At 71.0% G+C, this 15,925-nt stretch carries 11 protein-coding genes; 6 read left to right on the forward strand and 5 right to left on the reverse strand.

Going from position 1 to position 15,925, the window contains the following annotated elements; translation table 11 throughout:
• Positions 1–30 precede the first annotated feature (30 nt).
• The gene (locus ABIC70_RS05705; protein WP_210274700.1) at positions 31–2,733 is read right to left on the reverse strand and encodes an MGH1-like glycoside hydrolase domain-containing protein; all 2,703 of its coding nucleotides are present in this window, start codon (positions 2,731–2,733) and stop codon (positions 31–33) included.
• A gap of 352 nt (positions 2,734–3,085) precedes the next feature.
• Here ABIC70_RS05705 and ABIC70_RS05710 point away from each other — a divergent pair, with 352 nt between their 5' ends.
• From ABIC70_RS05710 to ABIC70_RS05735, 6 genes are all read left to right on the forward strand, one after another.
• The gene (locus ABIC70_RS05710; RefSeq protein ID WP_179698687.1) at positions 3,086–4,219 is read left to right on the forward strand and encodes a branched-chain amino acid ABC transporter substrate-binding protein; all 1,134 of its coding nucleotides are present in this window, start codon (positions 3,086–3,088) and stop codon (positions 4,217–4,219) included.
• A gap of 141 nt (positions 4,220–4,360) precedes the next feature.
• A complete protein-coding gene (locus ABIC70_RS05715) occupies positions 4,361–5,251 on the forward strand; it encodes a LysR family transcriptional regulator (RefSeq protein ID WP_043379508.1) in 891 nt (296 codons plus the stop codon).
• Between the two features lie 134 nt (positions 5,252–5,385).
• Positions 5,386–6,150, forward strand: coding sequence for an HpcH/HpaI aldolase family protein (locus tag ABIC70_RS05720; RefSeq protein WP_043357688.1), 765 nt, complete (start codon positions 5,386–5,388; stop codon positions 6,148–6,150).
• A 24-nt stretch (positions 6,151–6,174) separates the two neighbouring features.
• Entirely contained in the window at positions 6,175–7,062 is an 888-nt protein-coding gene (locus ABIC70_RS05725) for a 2-hydroxy-3-oxopropionate reductase (RefSeq protein WP_354439163.1), read from the forward strand.
• A 44-nt stretch (positions 7,063–7,106) separates the two neighbouring features.
• Positions 7,107–8,675, forward strand: a complete 1,569-nt coding sequence (gene garD, locus ABIC70_RS05730; protein WP_354439164.1) for a galactarate dehydratase — start codon at positions 7,107–7,109, stop codon at positions 8,673–8,675.
• A 71-nt stretch (positions 8,676–8,746) separates the two neighbouring features.
• Positions 8,747–9,955: a PepSY-associated TM helix domain-containing protein gene (locus tag ABIC70_RS05735; protein WP_354439166.1), complete on the forward strand. Its 1,209-nt coding sequence runs from the start codon at positions 8,747–8,749 to the stop codon at positions 9,953–9,955.
• A gap of 181 nt (positions 9,956–10,136) precedes the next feature.
• Here ABIC70_RS05735 and ABIC70_RS05740 read toward each other — a convergent pair whose 3' ends face one another.
• From ABIC70_RS05740 to ABIC70_RS05755, 4 genes are all read right to left on the reverse strand, one after another.
• Positions 10,137–12,314 carry a TonB-dependent siderophore receptor gene (locus tag ABIC70_RS05740; RefSeq protein ID WP_354439168.1) on the reverse strand — a complete coding sequence of 726 codons (2,178 nt, stop codon included), beginning with the start codon at positions 12,312–12,314 and terminating at the stop codon, positions 10,137–10,139.
• Positions 12,315–12,732: 418 nt separating this feature from the next.
• The gene (locus ABIC70_RS05745) at positions 12,733–13,371 is read right to left on the reverse strand and encodes a TetR/AcrR family transcriptional regulator (RefSeq protein ID WP_354439169.1); all 639 of its coding nucleotides are present in this window, start codon (positions 13,369–13,371) and stop codon (positions 12,733–12,735) included.
• On the reverse strand, positions 13,368–13,667 hold the full coding sequence (locus ABIC70_RS05750; protein WP_287091207.1) for a hypothetical protein: 300 nt from the start codon (positions 13,665–13,667) through the stop codon (positions 13,368–13,370). The genes ABIC70_RS05745 and ABIC70_RS05750 overlap by 4 nt, the downstream gene beginning before the upstream one ends.
• A 384-nt stretch (positions 13,668–14,051) precedes the next feature.
• Positions 14,052–15,884, reverse strand: a complete 1,833-nt coding sequence (locus ABIC70_RS05755; protein ID WP_043379496.1) for an NADPH-dependent assimilatory sulfite reductase hemoprotein subunit — start codon at positions 15,882–15,884, stop codon at positions 14,052–14,054.
• Positions 15,885–15,925: the final 41 nt, after the last annotated feature.

Genomic DNA, 15,925 nt, shown 5'->3' on the forward strand with positions numbered 1-15,925 from the left:
GATCGCCGGACCCCGCTCGACCGGGCACGCCTATCGGGCGCGGGCCCGGTCGTGCAGCAGGTTGATGATCAGCGCCGTCCAGCCGGTCTGATGCGCGGCGCCGAGCCCCCTGCCGGTGTCGCCATCGAAGAATTCGTGAAACAGCAGCGGCTCCTCGGCGCCGGGCGCCGGGGCGATCGGTTCGCGGGGCCCGAGGGCGGGCCGCCGGCCGGTCTCGTCCCTGGCGAACAGGGCGATCAGCCGGTCCTCGAGGGCGTCCGCGATGGCGCTGAGCGTCAGCATCGCGCCCGAGCCTGTCGGATACTCCACCCGGAAGTCGTCGCCGTAATAGGTATGGAAGCGCCGTAGCGCCTCGACGATCAGGAAGTTCATCGGCATCCAGACAGGCCCGCGCCAGTTCGAATTGCCGCCGAACATGTTCGAGGTGGAATCGGCCGGGTCGTACCGGACCGTGAAGGAGGCGCCCAGCTCGTTGAGCACGTAGGGCGCGTCGCGGTGGACCTTCGACAGCGAGCGTATGCCGTAGGGCGAGAGGAACTCGGCCTCGTCGAGCATGCGGCGCAGCAGGGCCTTCATCCGGTGCCCGCGCAGCAGCGACAGCAGCTTGCGGTCCTTCACGCCGCCCTCGGTCCAGCGGGAGACCAGCTGGGCGAGATGGGGCCGGTTCTCCAGAACCCAGTTCAGGCGCCGGGCGAAGTCCGGCAGCCGGTGGAGCACGGAGGGCTCGATCACCTCCACGGCGAAGAGCGGGACCAGCCCGACCATGGAGCGGACCCGCAGCGGCAGCATCCCGCCGCCGGGGATGTCGACCTCGTCGTAGTAAAATTCGTCGGCCTCGTCCCACAGGCCGAAGCCGTCGCCGCCGCCTTCGCCGCCCATGTCGGTCATGGCCTCGGCGATGAGCAGGAAGTGCTCGAAAAACTTGGACGCGGTGCTCTCGTAGACGTCGTTGTGGAGGGCAAGCTCCAGGGCGATGCGCATCATGTTGAGCGCGTACATCGCCATCCAGGCGGTGCCGTCGGCCTGGTGCACCACCCCGAAGCCCGGGGGCGGGCGCGAGCGGTCGAACACGCCGACATTGTCGAGCCCCAGGAAGCCCCCCTGGAACACGTTGCGGCCCTGCGCGTCCTTGCGGTTCACCCACCAGGAGAAGTTGATCAGGAGCTTGTGGAACACGCCTTCCAGGAAGGCGAGGTCGCCGCGCCCGCCCCGCCGGTCCCGGTCGATCTCGAACACCCGGTAGGTGGCCCAGGCATGAACCGGCGGGTTGGCGTCGCCGAACTCCCACTCGTAGGCCGGGAGCTGGCCGTTCGGGTGCATGTACCATTCGCGGGTGAGCAGCAGGAGCTGCTTCTTGGCGAAGTCCGGGTCCAGCAGGGCGAGCGGCAGGCAGTGGAAGGCGAGGTCCCAGGCGGCGAACCAGGGATATTCCCAGGTGTCGGGCATCGACAGCACGTCGGCCGCCGCGAAGTGGCGCCATTGGCCGTTGCGGCCGCCCGCGCGCCCCCGCGGCGGCGGCGGCTGGAGCGGGTCGCCCTCCAGCCAGCGCCGCACGTCGTAGCTGTAGAGCTGCTTCGACCAGATCAGGCCGGCGGCGGCCTGGCGGAAGATGGCGCGGGAATCCGGGCTCGCGATGCCGTCCTGCAATTCCTCGTAGAACGCGTCCGCCTCGGCCACCCGGCGGCGGACCAGCGACCCGTCGTCGACCACCCGGGGGCGCGTGCCCGCCGACAGCCGCAGGCGGATCCGGGCGGTTTCCCCGGGCGCCAGCCGCAGCGCGTAGTGGAGGCCGAGCTTGGTGCCCGTGTCCCGGCGCACCGAAGCGGGATCGCCGCCGACGATCGCCGCGTGGAGCCCGTCCTTGAACGGCCCGGCGGCGTCCGGCTGCCCGCCGTGCCGCCGCAGGTTGGTGTCGTTCTCGCAGAACAGGAGGTCCGGCATCCCGTCGAACGCGAGCCGGTACGGCCCGAGCCGGTCATGCGTGCAGATCACGCCCCCGTCGGGGGCGCAGGCGATCCGCGGGCGCGCCTGCCCGGCCTGCCAGGACCACGTGTTGCGGAACCAGAGCTGCGGGACGAGGTGGAGGTCGGCGGCCTCGGGCCCCCGGTTCAGCGCGGTGATCACCGCGTGAATGTCGTCGGCGTCGGCCTTGGCGTATTCCACCGTGACGTCGAAGAACCGGTTCCCGTCGAAGAGGCCCGTCTCCTCGATCTCGTATTCGGGCTGCTCCCGCCCGCGCCGCATGTTCTCGCCGACGAGGTCCTCGTACGGGAAGGCCGCCTGCGGATAGCGGTAGAGCATCTTCAGGTAGGCGTGGCTCGGGACCGCGTCGAGGTAGTGGTAGACCTCCTTCACGTCCTCGCCGTGGTTGCCCTCCTGGTTGGTCAGGCCGAACAGCCGCTCCTTGAGGATGCGGTCGCGCCCGTTCCAGAGGGCCAGGGCCAGGCAGAGGCTGCCGCGCTCGTCGCAGATCCCCGCCAGCCCGTCCTCGCCCCAGCGATAGGCGCGCGAGCGGGCGTCCTCGTGCGTCAGGGCGGCCCAGGCGTTGCCGCAGGGGCTGTAATCCTCCCGCACGGTCCCCCATTGCCGCTCGCTGAGATAGGGCCCCCAGAGCGACCACGCCCGGTCGCCCCGGCCCTGCTCGGCGATCCGGCGGCGCTCGGCCCAGCCCACCGACGCGTCCCGGGAGTCGTCACGATCCTCGGCACGATCCTCGTCCACGCGCGGCCCCATCAGCCGCGTCCCGGACGCGGTCTCGGACGGCGGGGGACGGGGGCGCGGCGGGGACGGAAGGCGGCCATCGGTCACGACGGTTTGCTGCGGATGCGCCGGCCCGATGCATCATTGACGCCATCCCGACCCGGCCGCCCGCACGGCCACCGCACGGCTCCGTGAGGGCCCGTCCGCCGGCCCCGCGGCGGGCCCGGCCCGGGACCATCCGGGCCCGCCCCGGAAAACTTGACCCTGCGCAAGGTGAGCGACAGGATCGGTCTGGATGATCTGCGAATCGACGCGCGGCGATGCACGTTGATCTGTCCGAACTCAGCGTTCGTCGGCGATCTGACCGGCCGCATCTGGGGGAACGATGACGCAATTACTGAGGGCCGGCCTGGCCGGGCTGCTGTTCATGACCGCGGCGCAGGGGCAGGAGGGCGGCGCGCCGGTGAAGATCGGCGTCGCCGCGCCCATGACCGGGCCGAACGCGGCCTTCGGCGCCCAGATCCGGAACGGCGTGAGCCAGGCGGTCGAAGACCTCAACAAGGCGGGCACGCTGAAGGGGAGGACGCTGACGGTCACGGTCGGCGACGACGCCTCCGACCCGAAGCAGGGCGTCTCGGTGGCCAACAAGTTCGCCAGCGACGGCGTGAAGATGGTCGTCGGCGACTACAATTCCGGCGTCACGATCCCGGCCTCCGACGTCTACCTCGACGCCGGCATCATCCAGATCACGCCGGCCTCCACGAGCGTGAAGTTCACCGAGCGCGGGATGTGGAACACGTTCCGCACCTGCAGCCGCGACGATCAGCAGGGCGCGGTGGCGGGCAGCTATCTGGCCGCGCACTTCCCGGGCCAGAAGATCGCCTTCGTCCACGACAAGACGCCCTACGGCAAGGGGCTGGCCGACGAGACGCTGAAGGCGTTCAGGGCCAAGGGCGGCAAGGAGGTGCTGTACGAGGGCATCAACCCGGGTGAGAAGGACTACGCGGCCCTCGTCTCCAAGATGAAGTCGGCCAATGTCGACGTCGTCTATTTCGGCGGCGTGCACACCGAGGCCGGGCTGATCATCCGGCAGATGCGCGATCAGGGCCTCGCCGCCCGCATGATGAGCGGCGACGCCATCCCCGACAAGGAATTCGTCCAGATCGCCGGCCCGGGCGCGGCCGGGACCCTGATGACCTTCGCGCCGGACGCCCGCAAGAACCCGAACGCCAAGGGCGTGGTGGCGGCCTTCAACGCCCGGGGCATCGATCCCGAGGCCTACACGCTCTACGCCTACGCGGCCGTGCAGGTCCTGGCCAAGGCCATGGCCGAGACGGGCTCCAGCGACGGGAAGGCGCTCGCCGACTGGCTGCACCAGGGCAAGCCGGTGGACACGGTGGTCGGGCCGATCGCCTACGACAGGAAGGGCGACCTCACCCGGCCCGACTACGTCATCTACGCGTGGACCAAGGGGCCGGACGGCCGGATCGACTATGCCGGGCACGAGGTGGCCCCGTAGGCACGAGGTGACCCCGTAGGCCGGTCGGGGCCGGAGGCCGCCGCCTCAGCTAATTGGATGAGGGCGGCCCTCTCAACGCAGCCGCCGCGACGGCCTTATGCTCCCGCCCGACTGCGCCGCGGTCCGGAAGAGGGAGCCTTCATGTTCGATTTCAGCCAGCTCCGGTGCTTCGCCGCCGTGGCGGAGGAGCTGCATTTCGGGCGCGCGGCCGCCCGGCTGAACATGACGCAGCCGCCGCTGTCGCGGCAGATCCAGGTTCTGGAGCGCGTCCTCGACGTGCAGCTCCTGGAGCGCACCAGCCGCACCGTCCGGCTGACCGCCGCCGGCCGCAGCTTCCTGCCCGAGGCGCAGCGCATCCTGCGGCTGGCCGAGACCGCGACCCACGTCACCCGGCAGGTGGCGGCGGGGCGCGCGGGCGTCCTCAAGTTCGGCTTCACGGCGGCCTCGGCCTACGACTTCCTGCCGCGCCTCGTCACCGCGTTGCGGCGGGCGCTGCCGGACGTGACGCTCGCGTTGCGCGAGATGGTCAGCAAGGATCAGATCGAGGAACTCCTCGCCGGCCGGATCGACGCCGCGCTGGTGCGGCCGCCGGTGACGCATCCGGACCTGATCGCCGTCCGGGCGCTGGCCGAGCCCCTCGTGGTGGCCCTGCCGGCCGGGAACCCCCTGGCCCTGCGCGACGGGCTCACCCCCGCCGATCTCGGGCGCGAGCCGCTCATCGGCTACGCGCCCAACGAGGCGCGCTACTTCCACGACCTCGTCCTCGGCCTGCTCGCCGAGGCCGAGATCCAGCCCCCGATGGTCCAGCAGCTGACGCAGATCCACTCGATCCTGGCCCTCGTCCGGGCGGCGCTCGGCATCGCCCTGGTGCCGGCCGCCGCCGAGCGCCTGCGCTTCGAGGGCGTGGTGTTCCGGCCGCTCGCCCTGCCCGCCCCGCGCCCGGTGGAACTCCTCCTCGCGTGGCGGCGCGATGCGGACGCTCCGCTCATCGCCCGGCTGGTCTCGATCCTGGCCGAGATGCCCCCACCCTGACGGGGCCTCCGATTGATGCATGTTCGGCATCGATCGATCCAGTGTTTGGCTTTGACCTCGCACCGGAAGGCTGCGCGTGATGGGGCGGACGGCGCGCAGACGCCGCGACGCGTGCGCGCCCAGGGAGGATCGTGATGGACAGCCTCACCAACCGCTTCAAGGCGGCCCTCGCCGAGGGGCGCCAGCAGATCGGCCTGTGGTGCAGCCTTGCGAGCCCGATCTCCACCGAGGTGGTCGCCGGGGCCGGGTTCGACTGGCTGCTCCTCGACATGGAGCACTCGGCCAACGACCTCCGGGACATCTACGCCCAGCTCCAGGCCATGATGGAGGGCGACACGCACCCGATGGTGCGGGTGCCGAGCGACGACCCGATCACCATCAAGCGCATCCTCGATGCCGGCGCGCAGTCGCTGATGATCCCCAACATCGACGATGCCGAGCAGGCCGCCCGGGTGGTCGCGGCGACGCGCTACGCGCCCCGCGGCATCCGCGGCTTCTCGCAGGCGCCCCGCGCCGCCCGGTTCGGCCGGATCAAGGACTACCACACCCGCTGCGAGGCCGAGATCTTCGTGGCGGTGCAGGTCGAGTCCCGCCGCGCCCTCGACAATCTGGACGCGATCGCCGCCGTCGAGGGCGTGGACGGCGTGTTCATCGGGCCCGGCGACCTCTCCACCAGCCTCGGCCATGTCGGCCAGCAGGGCCACCCGGAGGTGGTCGCCACCATCGAGGCGGCGGTCGCGCGGATCGTCCGGGCCGGCAAGCATGCCGGCATCCTCACACCGAGCGAGGAGCTGGCCCGCCGCTACATCGCCGCCGGCACCCGCTTCACCGCGGTGGGCTCCGACATGGGGCTGCTCGCCCGCGGCTCCGAGGCGCTGGCCGCCCGCTTCCGCGCCTGAACACCGCAACCGGGATCGACACGCATGAACATCGGATTCATCGGCCTCGGCATCATGGGCGCGCCCATGGCCGGACACCTGATCGCGGCGGGCCACAGCCTGTTCCTCAAGACCCGGCGCAGCGTGCCCGAAGCGCTGCTTGCCGCGGGCGGCACCGCCTGCGCCACGGCGGCCGCGGTGGCCGAGCGCGCCGACACGATCATCCTGATGCTGCCCGATACCCCGGACGTGGAGCAGGTCCTGTTCGGCGCCGACGGCGTCGCCGAAGGCCTGTCCCCCGGCAAGACCGTGATCGACATGAGCTCGATCGCGCCGCTGGCCACCAAGGATTTCGCCGCCCGGATCGCCGAGCGGGGCGGCGCCTATCTCGACGCGCCGGTCTCCGGCGGCGAGGTCGGAGCAAAGAACGCCGCGCTCTCGATCATGGTCGGCGGCGATCCCGAGACCTTCGCGCGCGCCGAGCCCCTGTTCGCCGCGATGGGCAAGACGGTCACCCATGTCGGCCCGGTCGGCGCAGGCCAGGTCGCCAAGGTGGCCAACCAGATCATCGTCGCCCTGACGATCGAGGCGGTGGCCGAGGGGTTGCTCTTCGCCTCGAAGGCCGGCGCCGACCCCGCCAAGGTGCGGCAGGCGATCACCGGCGGGCTGGCCACCTCGCGCATCCTGGAGCTGCACGGCGCGCGGATGATCGAGCGGACCTTCGATCCCGGCTTCCGCATCGGCCTGCACCAGAAGGACCTCAACCTCGCCCTTGATGGGGCCCGGACGCTGGGCCTCAGCCTGCCCGCCACGGCTTTGGCCCAGCAGCTGTTCTCGGCCTGCGTGGCGCAGGGCGGCGCGGCCTGGGACCATTCGGCGATGGTGAAGGCGCTCGAGTCCCTCGCGAACCACGCCGTCGGCGACGCCGCCTGATCACGCCAGAAGCCCGGACGGGCGCGTCACGGAAGGAGCCTCCGATGCAGGCCGAGATCGAAGCCCCGACCCGCCCGCCCGCCGCCGGCGACGTGCCGCGCACGATCCGCCTGAGCCCCGACGACAACGTCGCCATCGTGGTCAACGCCTTCGGGCTGCCGGCCGGCACGGTCTTCCCGGACGGGCTGGAGCTCGTCGAGTTCGTGCCGCAGGGCCACAAGGTCGCCCTCACCGACATCCCGGAGGGCGGGGCGGTCCGCCGCTACGGCGAGGTGGTGGGTCTCGCCACGCAGGCGATCCCGCGGGGCGCCTGGGTCGAGGAATCCCGCGTCGCGACGCCGGTCGCCCCCGCCCTCGACGCCCTGGAGATGGCCACCCGCGTGCCGGCCCCCCTGCCCCCGCTGGAAGGCTACACCTTCGAGGGCTACCGCAACCCGGACGGGTCGGTGGGCACCAAGAACATCCTGGCGATCTCGATCAGCGTGCAATGCGTCGCCGGCACCCTCGACGTGGCGATCCGGCGGATCAAGCAGGAGCTGCTGCCGCGCTACCCCAACGTCGACGACGTGGTCGGCCTGACCCACGCCTATGGCTGCGGCGTCGCCATCAACGCCCCCGAGGCGGTGGTGCCGATCCGGACGCTCCAGAGCCTCGCGCAGAACCCGAATTTCGGCGGCGCGGTCATGGTCGTCGGCCTCGGCTGCGAGAAGCTCGTCTCGGAGCGCCTCCTGCCCGACAACGGCGCCGCCGGCGACGGGGTGGTGCGGCTGCAGGACGAGCGCCATCGCGGCTTCTCGGCCATGATCGACAGCATCCTGGCGATGGCCGAGGCGCGCCTCGCGGAGCTGAACCGCCGGACCCGCGAGACCTGCCCGGCCTCGGACCTCGTGGTCGGCCTGCAATGCGGCGGCAGCGACGCCTTCTCGGGGGTGACCGCCAACCCGGCGCTCGGCTTCGCCGCCGACTTGCTGGTGCGCTGCGGCGCCACCGTGATGTTCTCGGAGGTGACCGAGGTGCGCGACGCGATCCACCTCCTGACCCCGCGCGCCAAGACGCCGGAGGTCGCCGAGGCGCTGATCCGCGAGATGGCGTGGTACGACGCCTACCTCGCCAAGGGCGAGGCCGACCGGCGGGCCAACCCGTCGCCGGGCAACAAGAAGGGCGGCCTCAACAACATCGTCGAGAAGGCTTTGGGCTCGGTCGCCAAATCGGGCACGAGCGCGATCTCCGGGGTCCTGGCGCCGGGGGAGCGCGTCCGCGAGAAGGGCCTGATCTTCGCCGCGACCCCGGCGAGCGACTTCGTCTGCGGCACGCTGCAGCTCGCCTCGGGGATGACCGTCCAGGTCTTCTCCACCGGGCGCGGCACGCCCTACGGGCTCAGCCAGGCCCCGGTGATCAAGGTCGCGACCCGGACGGAACTCGCCGAGCGCTGGTCCGATCTGATCGACCTGGATGCCGGCCGCATCGCCACCGGCGCGGCCACGATCGAGGAGGTCGGCTGGGAGCTGTTCCACCTGATCCTCGACGTGGCGAGTGGGCGCAAGCGCCCCTGGTCCGACCGGTGGGGGCTGTTCAATGATCTGACCCTGTTCAACCCGGCGCCGATCACCTGAGGGCGGCCGGGGGGCATGCGCCCTGCGGCGTCGTCAGCGTGGCCGCGTTCTGCTAGGCAGCCGGCATTGCCATGACGCTGCCGATTCCCTCCCTCCGGACCCTGCTCTTCCGCCTGCACTGGGCGCTTGGCCTCACCGCCGGCCTCGTCCTCGCCCTGATGGGCCTGACCGGGGCGCTGATGAGCTACGAGGAGGCGCTGACCGCCTTCGCCAACCGCGACCGGCTGGAGGTCACGCCCGGCGCGCGGACGGCGCTGTCTCCCGCGACCCTCGCGGCGCGGATCGACGCGCAGGCGGGGGGGCGTATCGCCAACGTGCTGACCCTGTCGGACGATCCGCGCGCCAGCGTCCATGTCCGCTTCGCCCGCGATCCCGAGACCCGCGCGCGGCCGCCCGCCGCCTATGCCGATCCCTACGACGGCACCCTGCTCGGCCCGGTGCGGCTGGAGGGGGCCTTCACCACGGTGCGGGACCTGCACCGCTGGCTGCTGCTCCCCGGCGGGTCCAAGGGCTGGGGCCGCACGATCACGGGCGCCTGCACCCTGGCGCTGCTGGCTTTCCTCGGGACGGGTCTCTACCTGCGCTGGCCCAGGATCCATCGCTGGCGGATCTGGCTGAAGCCGGCCCTGTCGCGCCCCGGCCGGCCGCGCTGGTGGTCGCTGCACGCCGTGGTCGGGACGTGGCTGCTGCCCGTCTACCTGGTCATCGCGCTCAGCGGCCTGACATGGTCCTACCCGTCGTTCAAGGACGGCGCCACGCGGCTGCTCGCGGGCGCTCCGGACGCGGGGAAGCCTGCGCGACCGGCCGGGAGCAAGGCTGCCGGACGCCCGGTCGATGCCGGGGCCGATGGCGGCGCGGCCGTCGACCGCGCCTGGGCGGATTTCCGCGCGCGGACCGGTGACGCCGCCGGGACAGCGGTCCTGACCCTGCCGGGGGCCGACACGAAGGCGATCCGGATCCGCTGGCTGCCCAAGGGCGTCGATGCGCCGAGCGCCCGCAACGAGGAGCGCTACGATCCCCTCACGGGCGCCCTGCTGGCCTCCGAGCGCGCCACCGATGCGCCGCTGGGCCGGCGTCTCCTGGACAACATCCTGGAGGTGCACCGCGGCCGCTTCTTCGGCGATCTCGTCGCTCTGCTGTTCTGCATCGCGGCGCTGGCCATGCCGGGTTTCGCGGCCACCGGCCTGACCCTCTACGTCCTGCGCCGCCGCGCCGGTGCCCGGCGCAGGGCCGCCGAGCCCGAGGCGCCCGCGGTGGCCGTCCGTGCAGTGAGCCCCTGAGACGGTGCCGGCATGGCCTTCGGCCGCCCGGCGTTCTGCGCGCGGCGAGGAGGGATCAGGGCAGCGCGCGGCCGACCGGCGGGGCGCTGTCCCGGATTGCCGCGCTCCGCGCGTGCATGACGGCGACGCGAGCCACCGCTGACGCGACGAGGCCGCCGCCTTCGCGAGGCGGCGGCCCGGCTCAGAGCCGGGCGGTGATCGTCGCCAGCACGGAGAGCGGCGCGCCGGGGAGGTTGTTGAACTGGTTGAACGGCTGCTCGATGTAGCGGCGGTCGGTCAGGTTCCGGGCATTGATCGAAAACCGGGCGTGCTCGCTGAAGTCGTAGAACACGGCCGCGTCGAGCCGGGCGTAGCCGCCCACCGAGTAGCTGTTGTTCAGGTCGCCGGCGCGGCGCCCGACATAGGTGATCCCGGCCCCGACGTTCCAGCCGAGCAGGAAGCCTTCCTGGAACTGGTAGGTGGACCAGATGCTGCCGCTGAAGGCCGGCGCCCCGACCAGCCGGTTGCCCACCGCGAAGGTGGTGTCCTTCGTGATCCGCGCGTCGAGGACGCTGATGCCGCCGATGACCTTCCAGCCGGGCAAGACCTGTCCGGCGAGGTCGGCCTCCACGCCTTGGGAGCGCTGCTGCCCGGTGATCACCGAGAAGCCCGTGTTGACCGGGTCGGCGGCCGAGACGTTGTTGCGGATGATGCGGAAGGCTGCCGTCGACAGGGTCAGGTCCGGGTTGAGATCGAGCCGGCTTCCGACCTCGTAGAGCTCGCCGGTCTCGGGACGCGGATTGACGGCGTTGTAGACGTTGTCCGTCTGCGGCTTGAACGAGGTCGCGTAGCTCGCATAGAGCGTCAGCGGCTCCACCGGCCGGTAGATCAGGCCGACCCGCGGCGAGGTGCCGGACAATTGCTGCTCGGGCGGGATGGTGCGCGAGGTCGGGACGCGGCTGAAATAGTACTGGGTGCCCGTATCGTAGCGGACACCGACCAGCAACTGCAGGCCGAGACCGAGATCGATCTGGTCCTGCACGTAGAGGCCGGTCAGCGCGTTCTTCTGCTTCAGATCGGACTGGAACTGGAGGCCGACGATCGGGGATCCCGGGACCGGGTTGAGGAAGCTGACCGACGGGAAGTTCGTGCTCTGCGTCTGGTAAGCGCGCCGGTAGCCGTTCGTGTACTCGACCCCGGTGAGCACCGTGTGCCGGAAGCCGAGGAGGTCGAACTTCGCCACCATCTCGGTCTGGCTGTCGACGGCCGCGTAGGTCGAGTAGACCGCAGTCTCCCGCCGGGTCACCTGGGTGTTGCGGTTGGTGAGACCGATGGCTCGGGTGGCCAATAAATCGAAGCCGCCCCACTGCGCGTTGAGCACCTCGCGCAGGGTGATGTTGGCATTGAGGTCGTGCTCGACCTTGAGCAGGCCGAAATTGGCGCTGCCGTTGTAGCGGGAGAACGGCTCGCCGTAGTAGCGCGCGACATTGTCCAGGGGCACGCGGCCGTTCCGCGCGATCAGGCCCTCGTCGTACTGGTTGTCGACCCGGGTGAACTCGCCGAGGAACGTGACGCGCGTGTCCGGTGTCGGAGTCCACGCGAAGGCCGGGGCCACGAAGGTCCGCGCATTGTCCCGGCCGTAGAAGTTGCGGAACGTCGGATCCGACTGGGCGGCGAAGCTGAGCCGCCCGGACAAGCCCTCCACGCCCTCGATCGCGCTCGAGACCGAGCCCTGCACCCGCCGGAAGCCGAAGCTGCCGGCCTGCAGGTTGATGTCGCCGGACGGCGTCAGCGTCGGCTGCCGGGTGACGATGTTGATCAGGCCGCCCGGATCGCCGCGCCCGTACAGGACCGAGGCCGGGCCCTTGAGCACCTCGATCCGCTCCACGTCGGCGAGATCCCGGGTCACCGAGGAGAAGTTGCCGGCCTGATTCAGGAGGACGCCATCGATGGCGTAGGTCTGGGTCCTGAAGCCGCGGATGATGAAGGTGTCGCTCCGGCCCTGGATCGTGCCCCCGGGCTGCACGCTGCTGACGTTCTGCAGCGCGTCGCTCAACCGGATGTCCTGCTGGTCGACCAGCACGTCGCGCGGCACCACCTGCACCGATTGCGGCGTGTCGCGCAGGGGCGTGTCGGTCCGGGTGGCGGTGGCCGAGCGCGTGGCCCGGTAGCCGACGACCGGTCCACCGGCCCGCTCCGCCGCTGGCCCGGTGCCGGTCACGCTGAGTTCGGAGAGGGCGACCTCGTCGGTCTCCGCCTGCGCGTGAACAGCCGTCGAAGACAGGACCAGAATGGCCGTCGCAAGTCCCGTATGGGCGAAACTCAAGTACTCGCGGAGACGGCGCGTGCCATCGACCTCGTCGATCCGCCCAGAAAGCATAGTTTACAATCGTTCTCAGGAGTGAAGCGCCAGCGCGATGCAGCACTCCTAGAATGAATCGGCCCGATCATCTCAACAGCGATGCGCATCTGGAGCGCCGAGACACGCATCCGTCGTGGGAATGTGGCTGAAATGGCACGAATCGCGGGGCGATATATTAAAACTCCTCCAGTGTGCCTACTTGTGCGTGTATACAGTTGCGGTGTTGAACCCGAATCGCGTGCGGGTTGAGGGCGCCGGCAGCAGCGGACACGACCGGCCGGCCCGCAAGAGGGGGGGATTGCGAGCCGGCCGGCGTACCGCGCGCCGGTTTCGGCGCGCGATCGGAAGCGACTGTCCTCGGCCCCGTGGGCAGCGACGGCCTCCCGTGCGCCGTCACGTCGTCCGGCGCGGACGCAGCGATCGCGCCGGGCGCGGATCAGAGGCCCGCAGGCGAACGCGCATCCGCCGGGCACGGCAGGCGGCCGTCGAGCCCGGCATGGAGGAGCTGGTGGATCTGGGTGACCGCCCCGGCGACGTCGTAATCGGGCAGCGCGGCGCGGCTCACGACGATCCCCTTCATCAGAGGCGCGAGGAGGGCGTAAAGCGCCGCCGGATCGCAAGCTGGCGTGGTGGCGAGCGCCGACAAGGTCGCCACGAACCAGTCCCGGCTCTCGGCTTCGGTCTGCGCCGTCATGGCGGCGATGGCCGGATTGCGCGTCGATTCCGACCAGATTTCCACCCGCAGGGCTGCGGCTTCGCGGGTGATCGACATGAAGTAGCGGGCGATGAGGCCCAGCAACGTCCCGCGCGGGTCACTGCTGCCCTCCATCTCGGCGACCAGGAGCGTGCCGCGCTCGCGCTCACGCTCGACCAGCCCGAGGACCAGGGCCTCCTTGGATTCGAAGTAGCGGTAGAAGTTGCCCGGACTCATCGCAGCCTCGCGGGCGAGGTCCTGCATGGTGGTGCGATGGAAGCCGTTGCGCGTGAAGCAGGCTTCGGCGGCGTCGAGAATGTGCTCGCGCCGGGCGGAGGGCCCGACGCGGGCCTCCGCAAGTCCGTCCGCTGCGGCGGTCACTGCCCCGGCTGCGCGGCGACGGCCACCGGCGTGATGCGGCTCTGATCCTTGCCCAGGCTGGCGACGGTGCAGGATTGCGGTCCCTGATGCAGGTCCGCGCAGATCCGGGCTTGCCAGCCGTCCGGGCCGGCCCCGGTCCAGCCGATCAGCGCCAGCCAGGCGAGGGCCAGGACGGCGCCGAAGGTCAGGTTGGCGGGGGTGCAGACGGTGCGGAGCTGGGCGATAGCGCCCGGGCCGCGGGCGCCGAAACGCTCGGCATCGAGATCGGACCAGCGGCCTTCGAGGGTGAGAGCCATCGTGCGCTCCTGTTGGCCTCACCCGTATAATGAACGTTCATTCTCATGTCAATGAACGTTCATTCTCGTCGAGGTCGCGCAGCGGACGAAGGACGGCCTGCCGTCGATGCCTGCGGTTCGTCGGGAGGGAGGGCGCGATCGGCGCCGGGTCTTCGACGCCGGTGCAGGGTATGCCGGAGCGGCGGTTCGGACCGGTGCGCGGGCGGGACGCCGCTCCGGGTCCCCGATCCCTCCCGCCGCGCTCCGGCGGCTCGGGATCGGGACGCGCAGATCCGGTCATGGTGGATCCGGTCATGGCGGAGCCGGGCCGGAACCCGCGATCCGCGGCCGTGTCGCGATCTCGGCGCGTCCGGGAGCCCCGTCCCGGACGCGCGAGGCCTGCCGTCAGCCGAGCACGGCCGGCTTGAGGGCGCCGGTCCGCTCGTGGAAGTCCGGGCCGTTGGTGGTCCGGGCCACGTGGCCGGCGCGGATCAGGTAGTCGCCGAAATGCTCGCCCGGCTGCCGACCCTTCGCGTAGTCGGCAAACAGCGGATCGAGGGTGCTGCGGATCTCGGAGGCCGCGACGTCCTCCTTGTAGAGCTTGCTCAGGCGCGAGCCGTCGTGGGCGGCGCCGAGATAGAGGTGGTAGCGCTCGGGGCCGCGGCCCACGAGGCCGATCTCGGAGATGAACGGCCGGGCACAGCCGTTCGGGCAGCCGGTGGAGCGGATCGTGATCTCCTCCTCGGCGAGCCCATGGGACGCGAGGCTCTCCTCCAGCTCGGTCATCAGGTCCGGCAGGTAGCGCTCGCTCTCGGCCAGCGCGAGGCCGCAGGTCGGCAGGGCCACGCAGGCGAGCGAGTTGCGCCGCAGCGCGCCCGCGCCCCGGGTCAGGCCGTACTCGTCGACGAGCGCGTCGATCTCGGCGCGCTTCTCCGCCGGGACGTTGGCGATGATCACGTTCTGGTTGCCGGTGAGGCGGAAATCGCCCTCGTGCACCTCGGCGATCCGCCGCAGGCCCGAGAGGAATTGCGGCCCGCCCTCGATGTCCTTGATCCGGCCCGAGGGCACGTAGAGGGTGAGGTGATAGCGGCCGTCGTCGCCCTCGACCCAGCCGTAGCGGTCGCCGTTGTTGGTGAAGGTGAAGGGTTTGGGCGCGCCGAGCTTCTGGCCGATCCGCTTCTCTACCTCGGCCCGGAAGGCGTCGAGCCCGTAGCGCTCGATCGTGTACTTGAGGCGGGCGTTCTTGCGGTTCTTGCGGTTGCCCCAGTCGCGCTGGACCGTCATCACGGCCTCGGCGACCTTGAGGGCGTCCTCCGGCTTCACGAAGCCCATCACGTCGGCGGTGCGCGGGAAGGTGTCGGGCTCGCCGTGGGTCATGCCCATGCCGCCGCCCACCGTCACGTTCCAGCCCGTCACCTGGTTCTTCTTGTCCAAGATCGCGATGAAGCCGAGGTCGTGGGCGAAGATGTCGACCTCGTTGGAGGGCGGCACCGCCACGACCGTCTTGAACTTCCGCGGCAGGTAGGTCCGGCCGTAGACCGGCTCGACCTCGGCCGCGTCCTCGCCGCCGACCACGCGCTCGCCGTCGAGCCAGATCTCCCGCCACGCGCTGGTCTTGGGCAGCAGCGAGTCGGAGATGTCCTTGGCGAGCTGGTAGGCGGCCTTGTGGGCGCCGGTCTGGGCCGGGTTCGTCGCCGCCATGACGTTGCGGTTGACGTCGCCGCAGGCCGCGATCGTGTCGAGGAGCGCGCCGTCGATGGCCGCCATCGTGCGCTTCAGGTTCGACTTGATCACGCCGTGGTACTGGAAGGTCTGGCGCGTGGTCGCCCGCAGCGCCCCGCCCGCGTAGGTCCGGGCGATGTCGTCGAGGATCAGCCACTGCTTCGGGGTGATGACGCCGCCCGCGATGCGCAGGCGGATCATGAAGCTGTAGGCCTTGTCGAGCTTCTTCTTGGTCCGCTCGGGGCGCAGGTCGCGGTCGTCCTGCAGGTACATCCCGTGGAACTTCACGAGCTGCCCGTCATCCTCCGAGATCGCCCCCGTGGCGTGCTTCAGGAGGCCGTCTGCGAGCGTGCCGCGGAGATAGCCGCTGGCGATCTTGATGTGCTCGTTCGCCGCGAGCTGGGCCGCGCGGGCGGCCTCGGCATCGGTGATCGGCCGGTCGGTCGGCGGGGTCTCGTAGACGCGCTTGGCCGGGGTCGGGGTCTCGGCGGCGTCGCGGGGGCTGTGGTCGTCCATGGGGTGAATCCGTCTGTCTGAACGCGTCTCCCACCCCACGC

Source organism: Methylobacterium sp. 1973 (assembly GCF_040545035.1).
GTDB lineage: Bacteria > Pseudomonadota > Alphaproteobacteria > Rhizobiales > Beijerinckiaceae > Methylobacterium > Methylobacterium fujisawaense.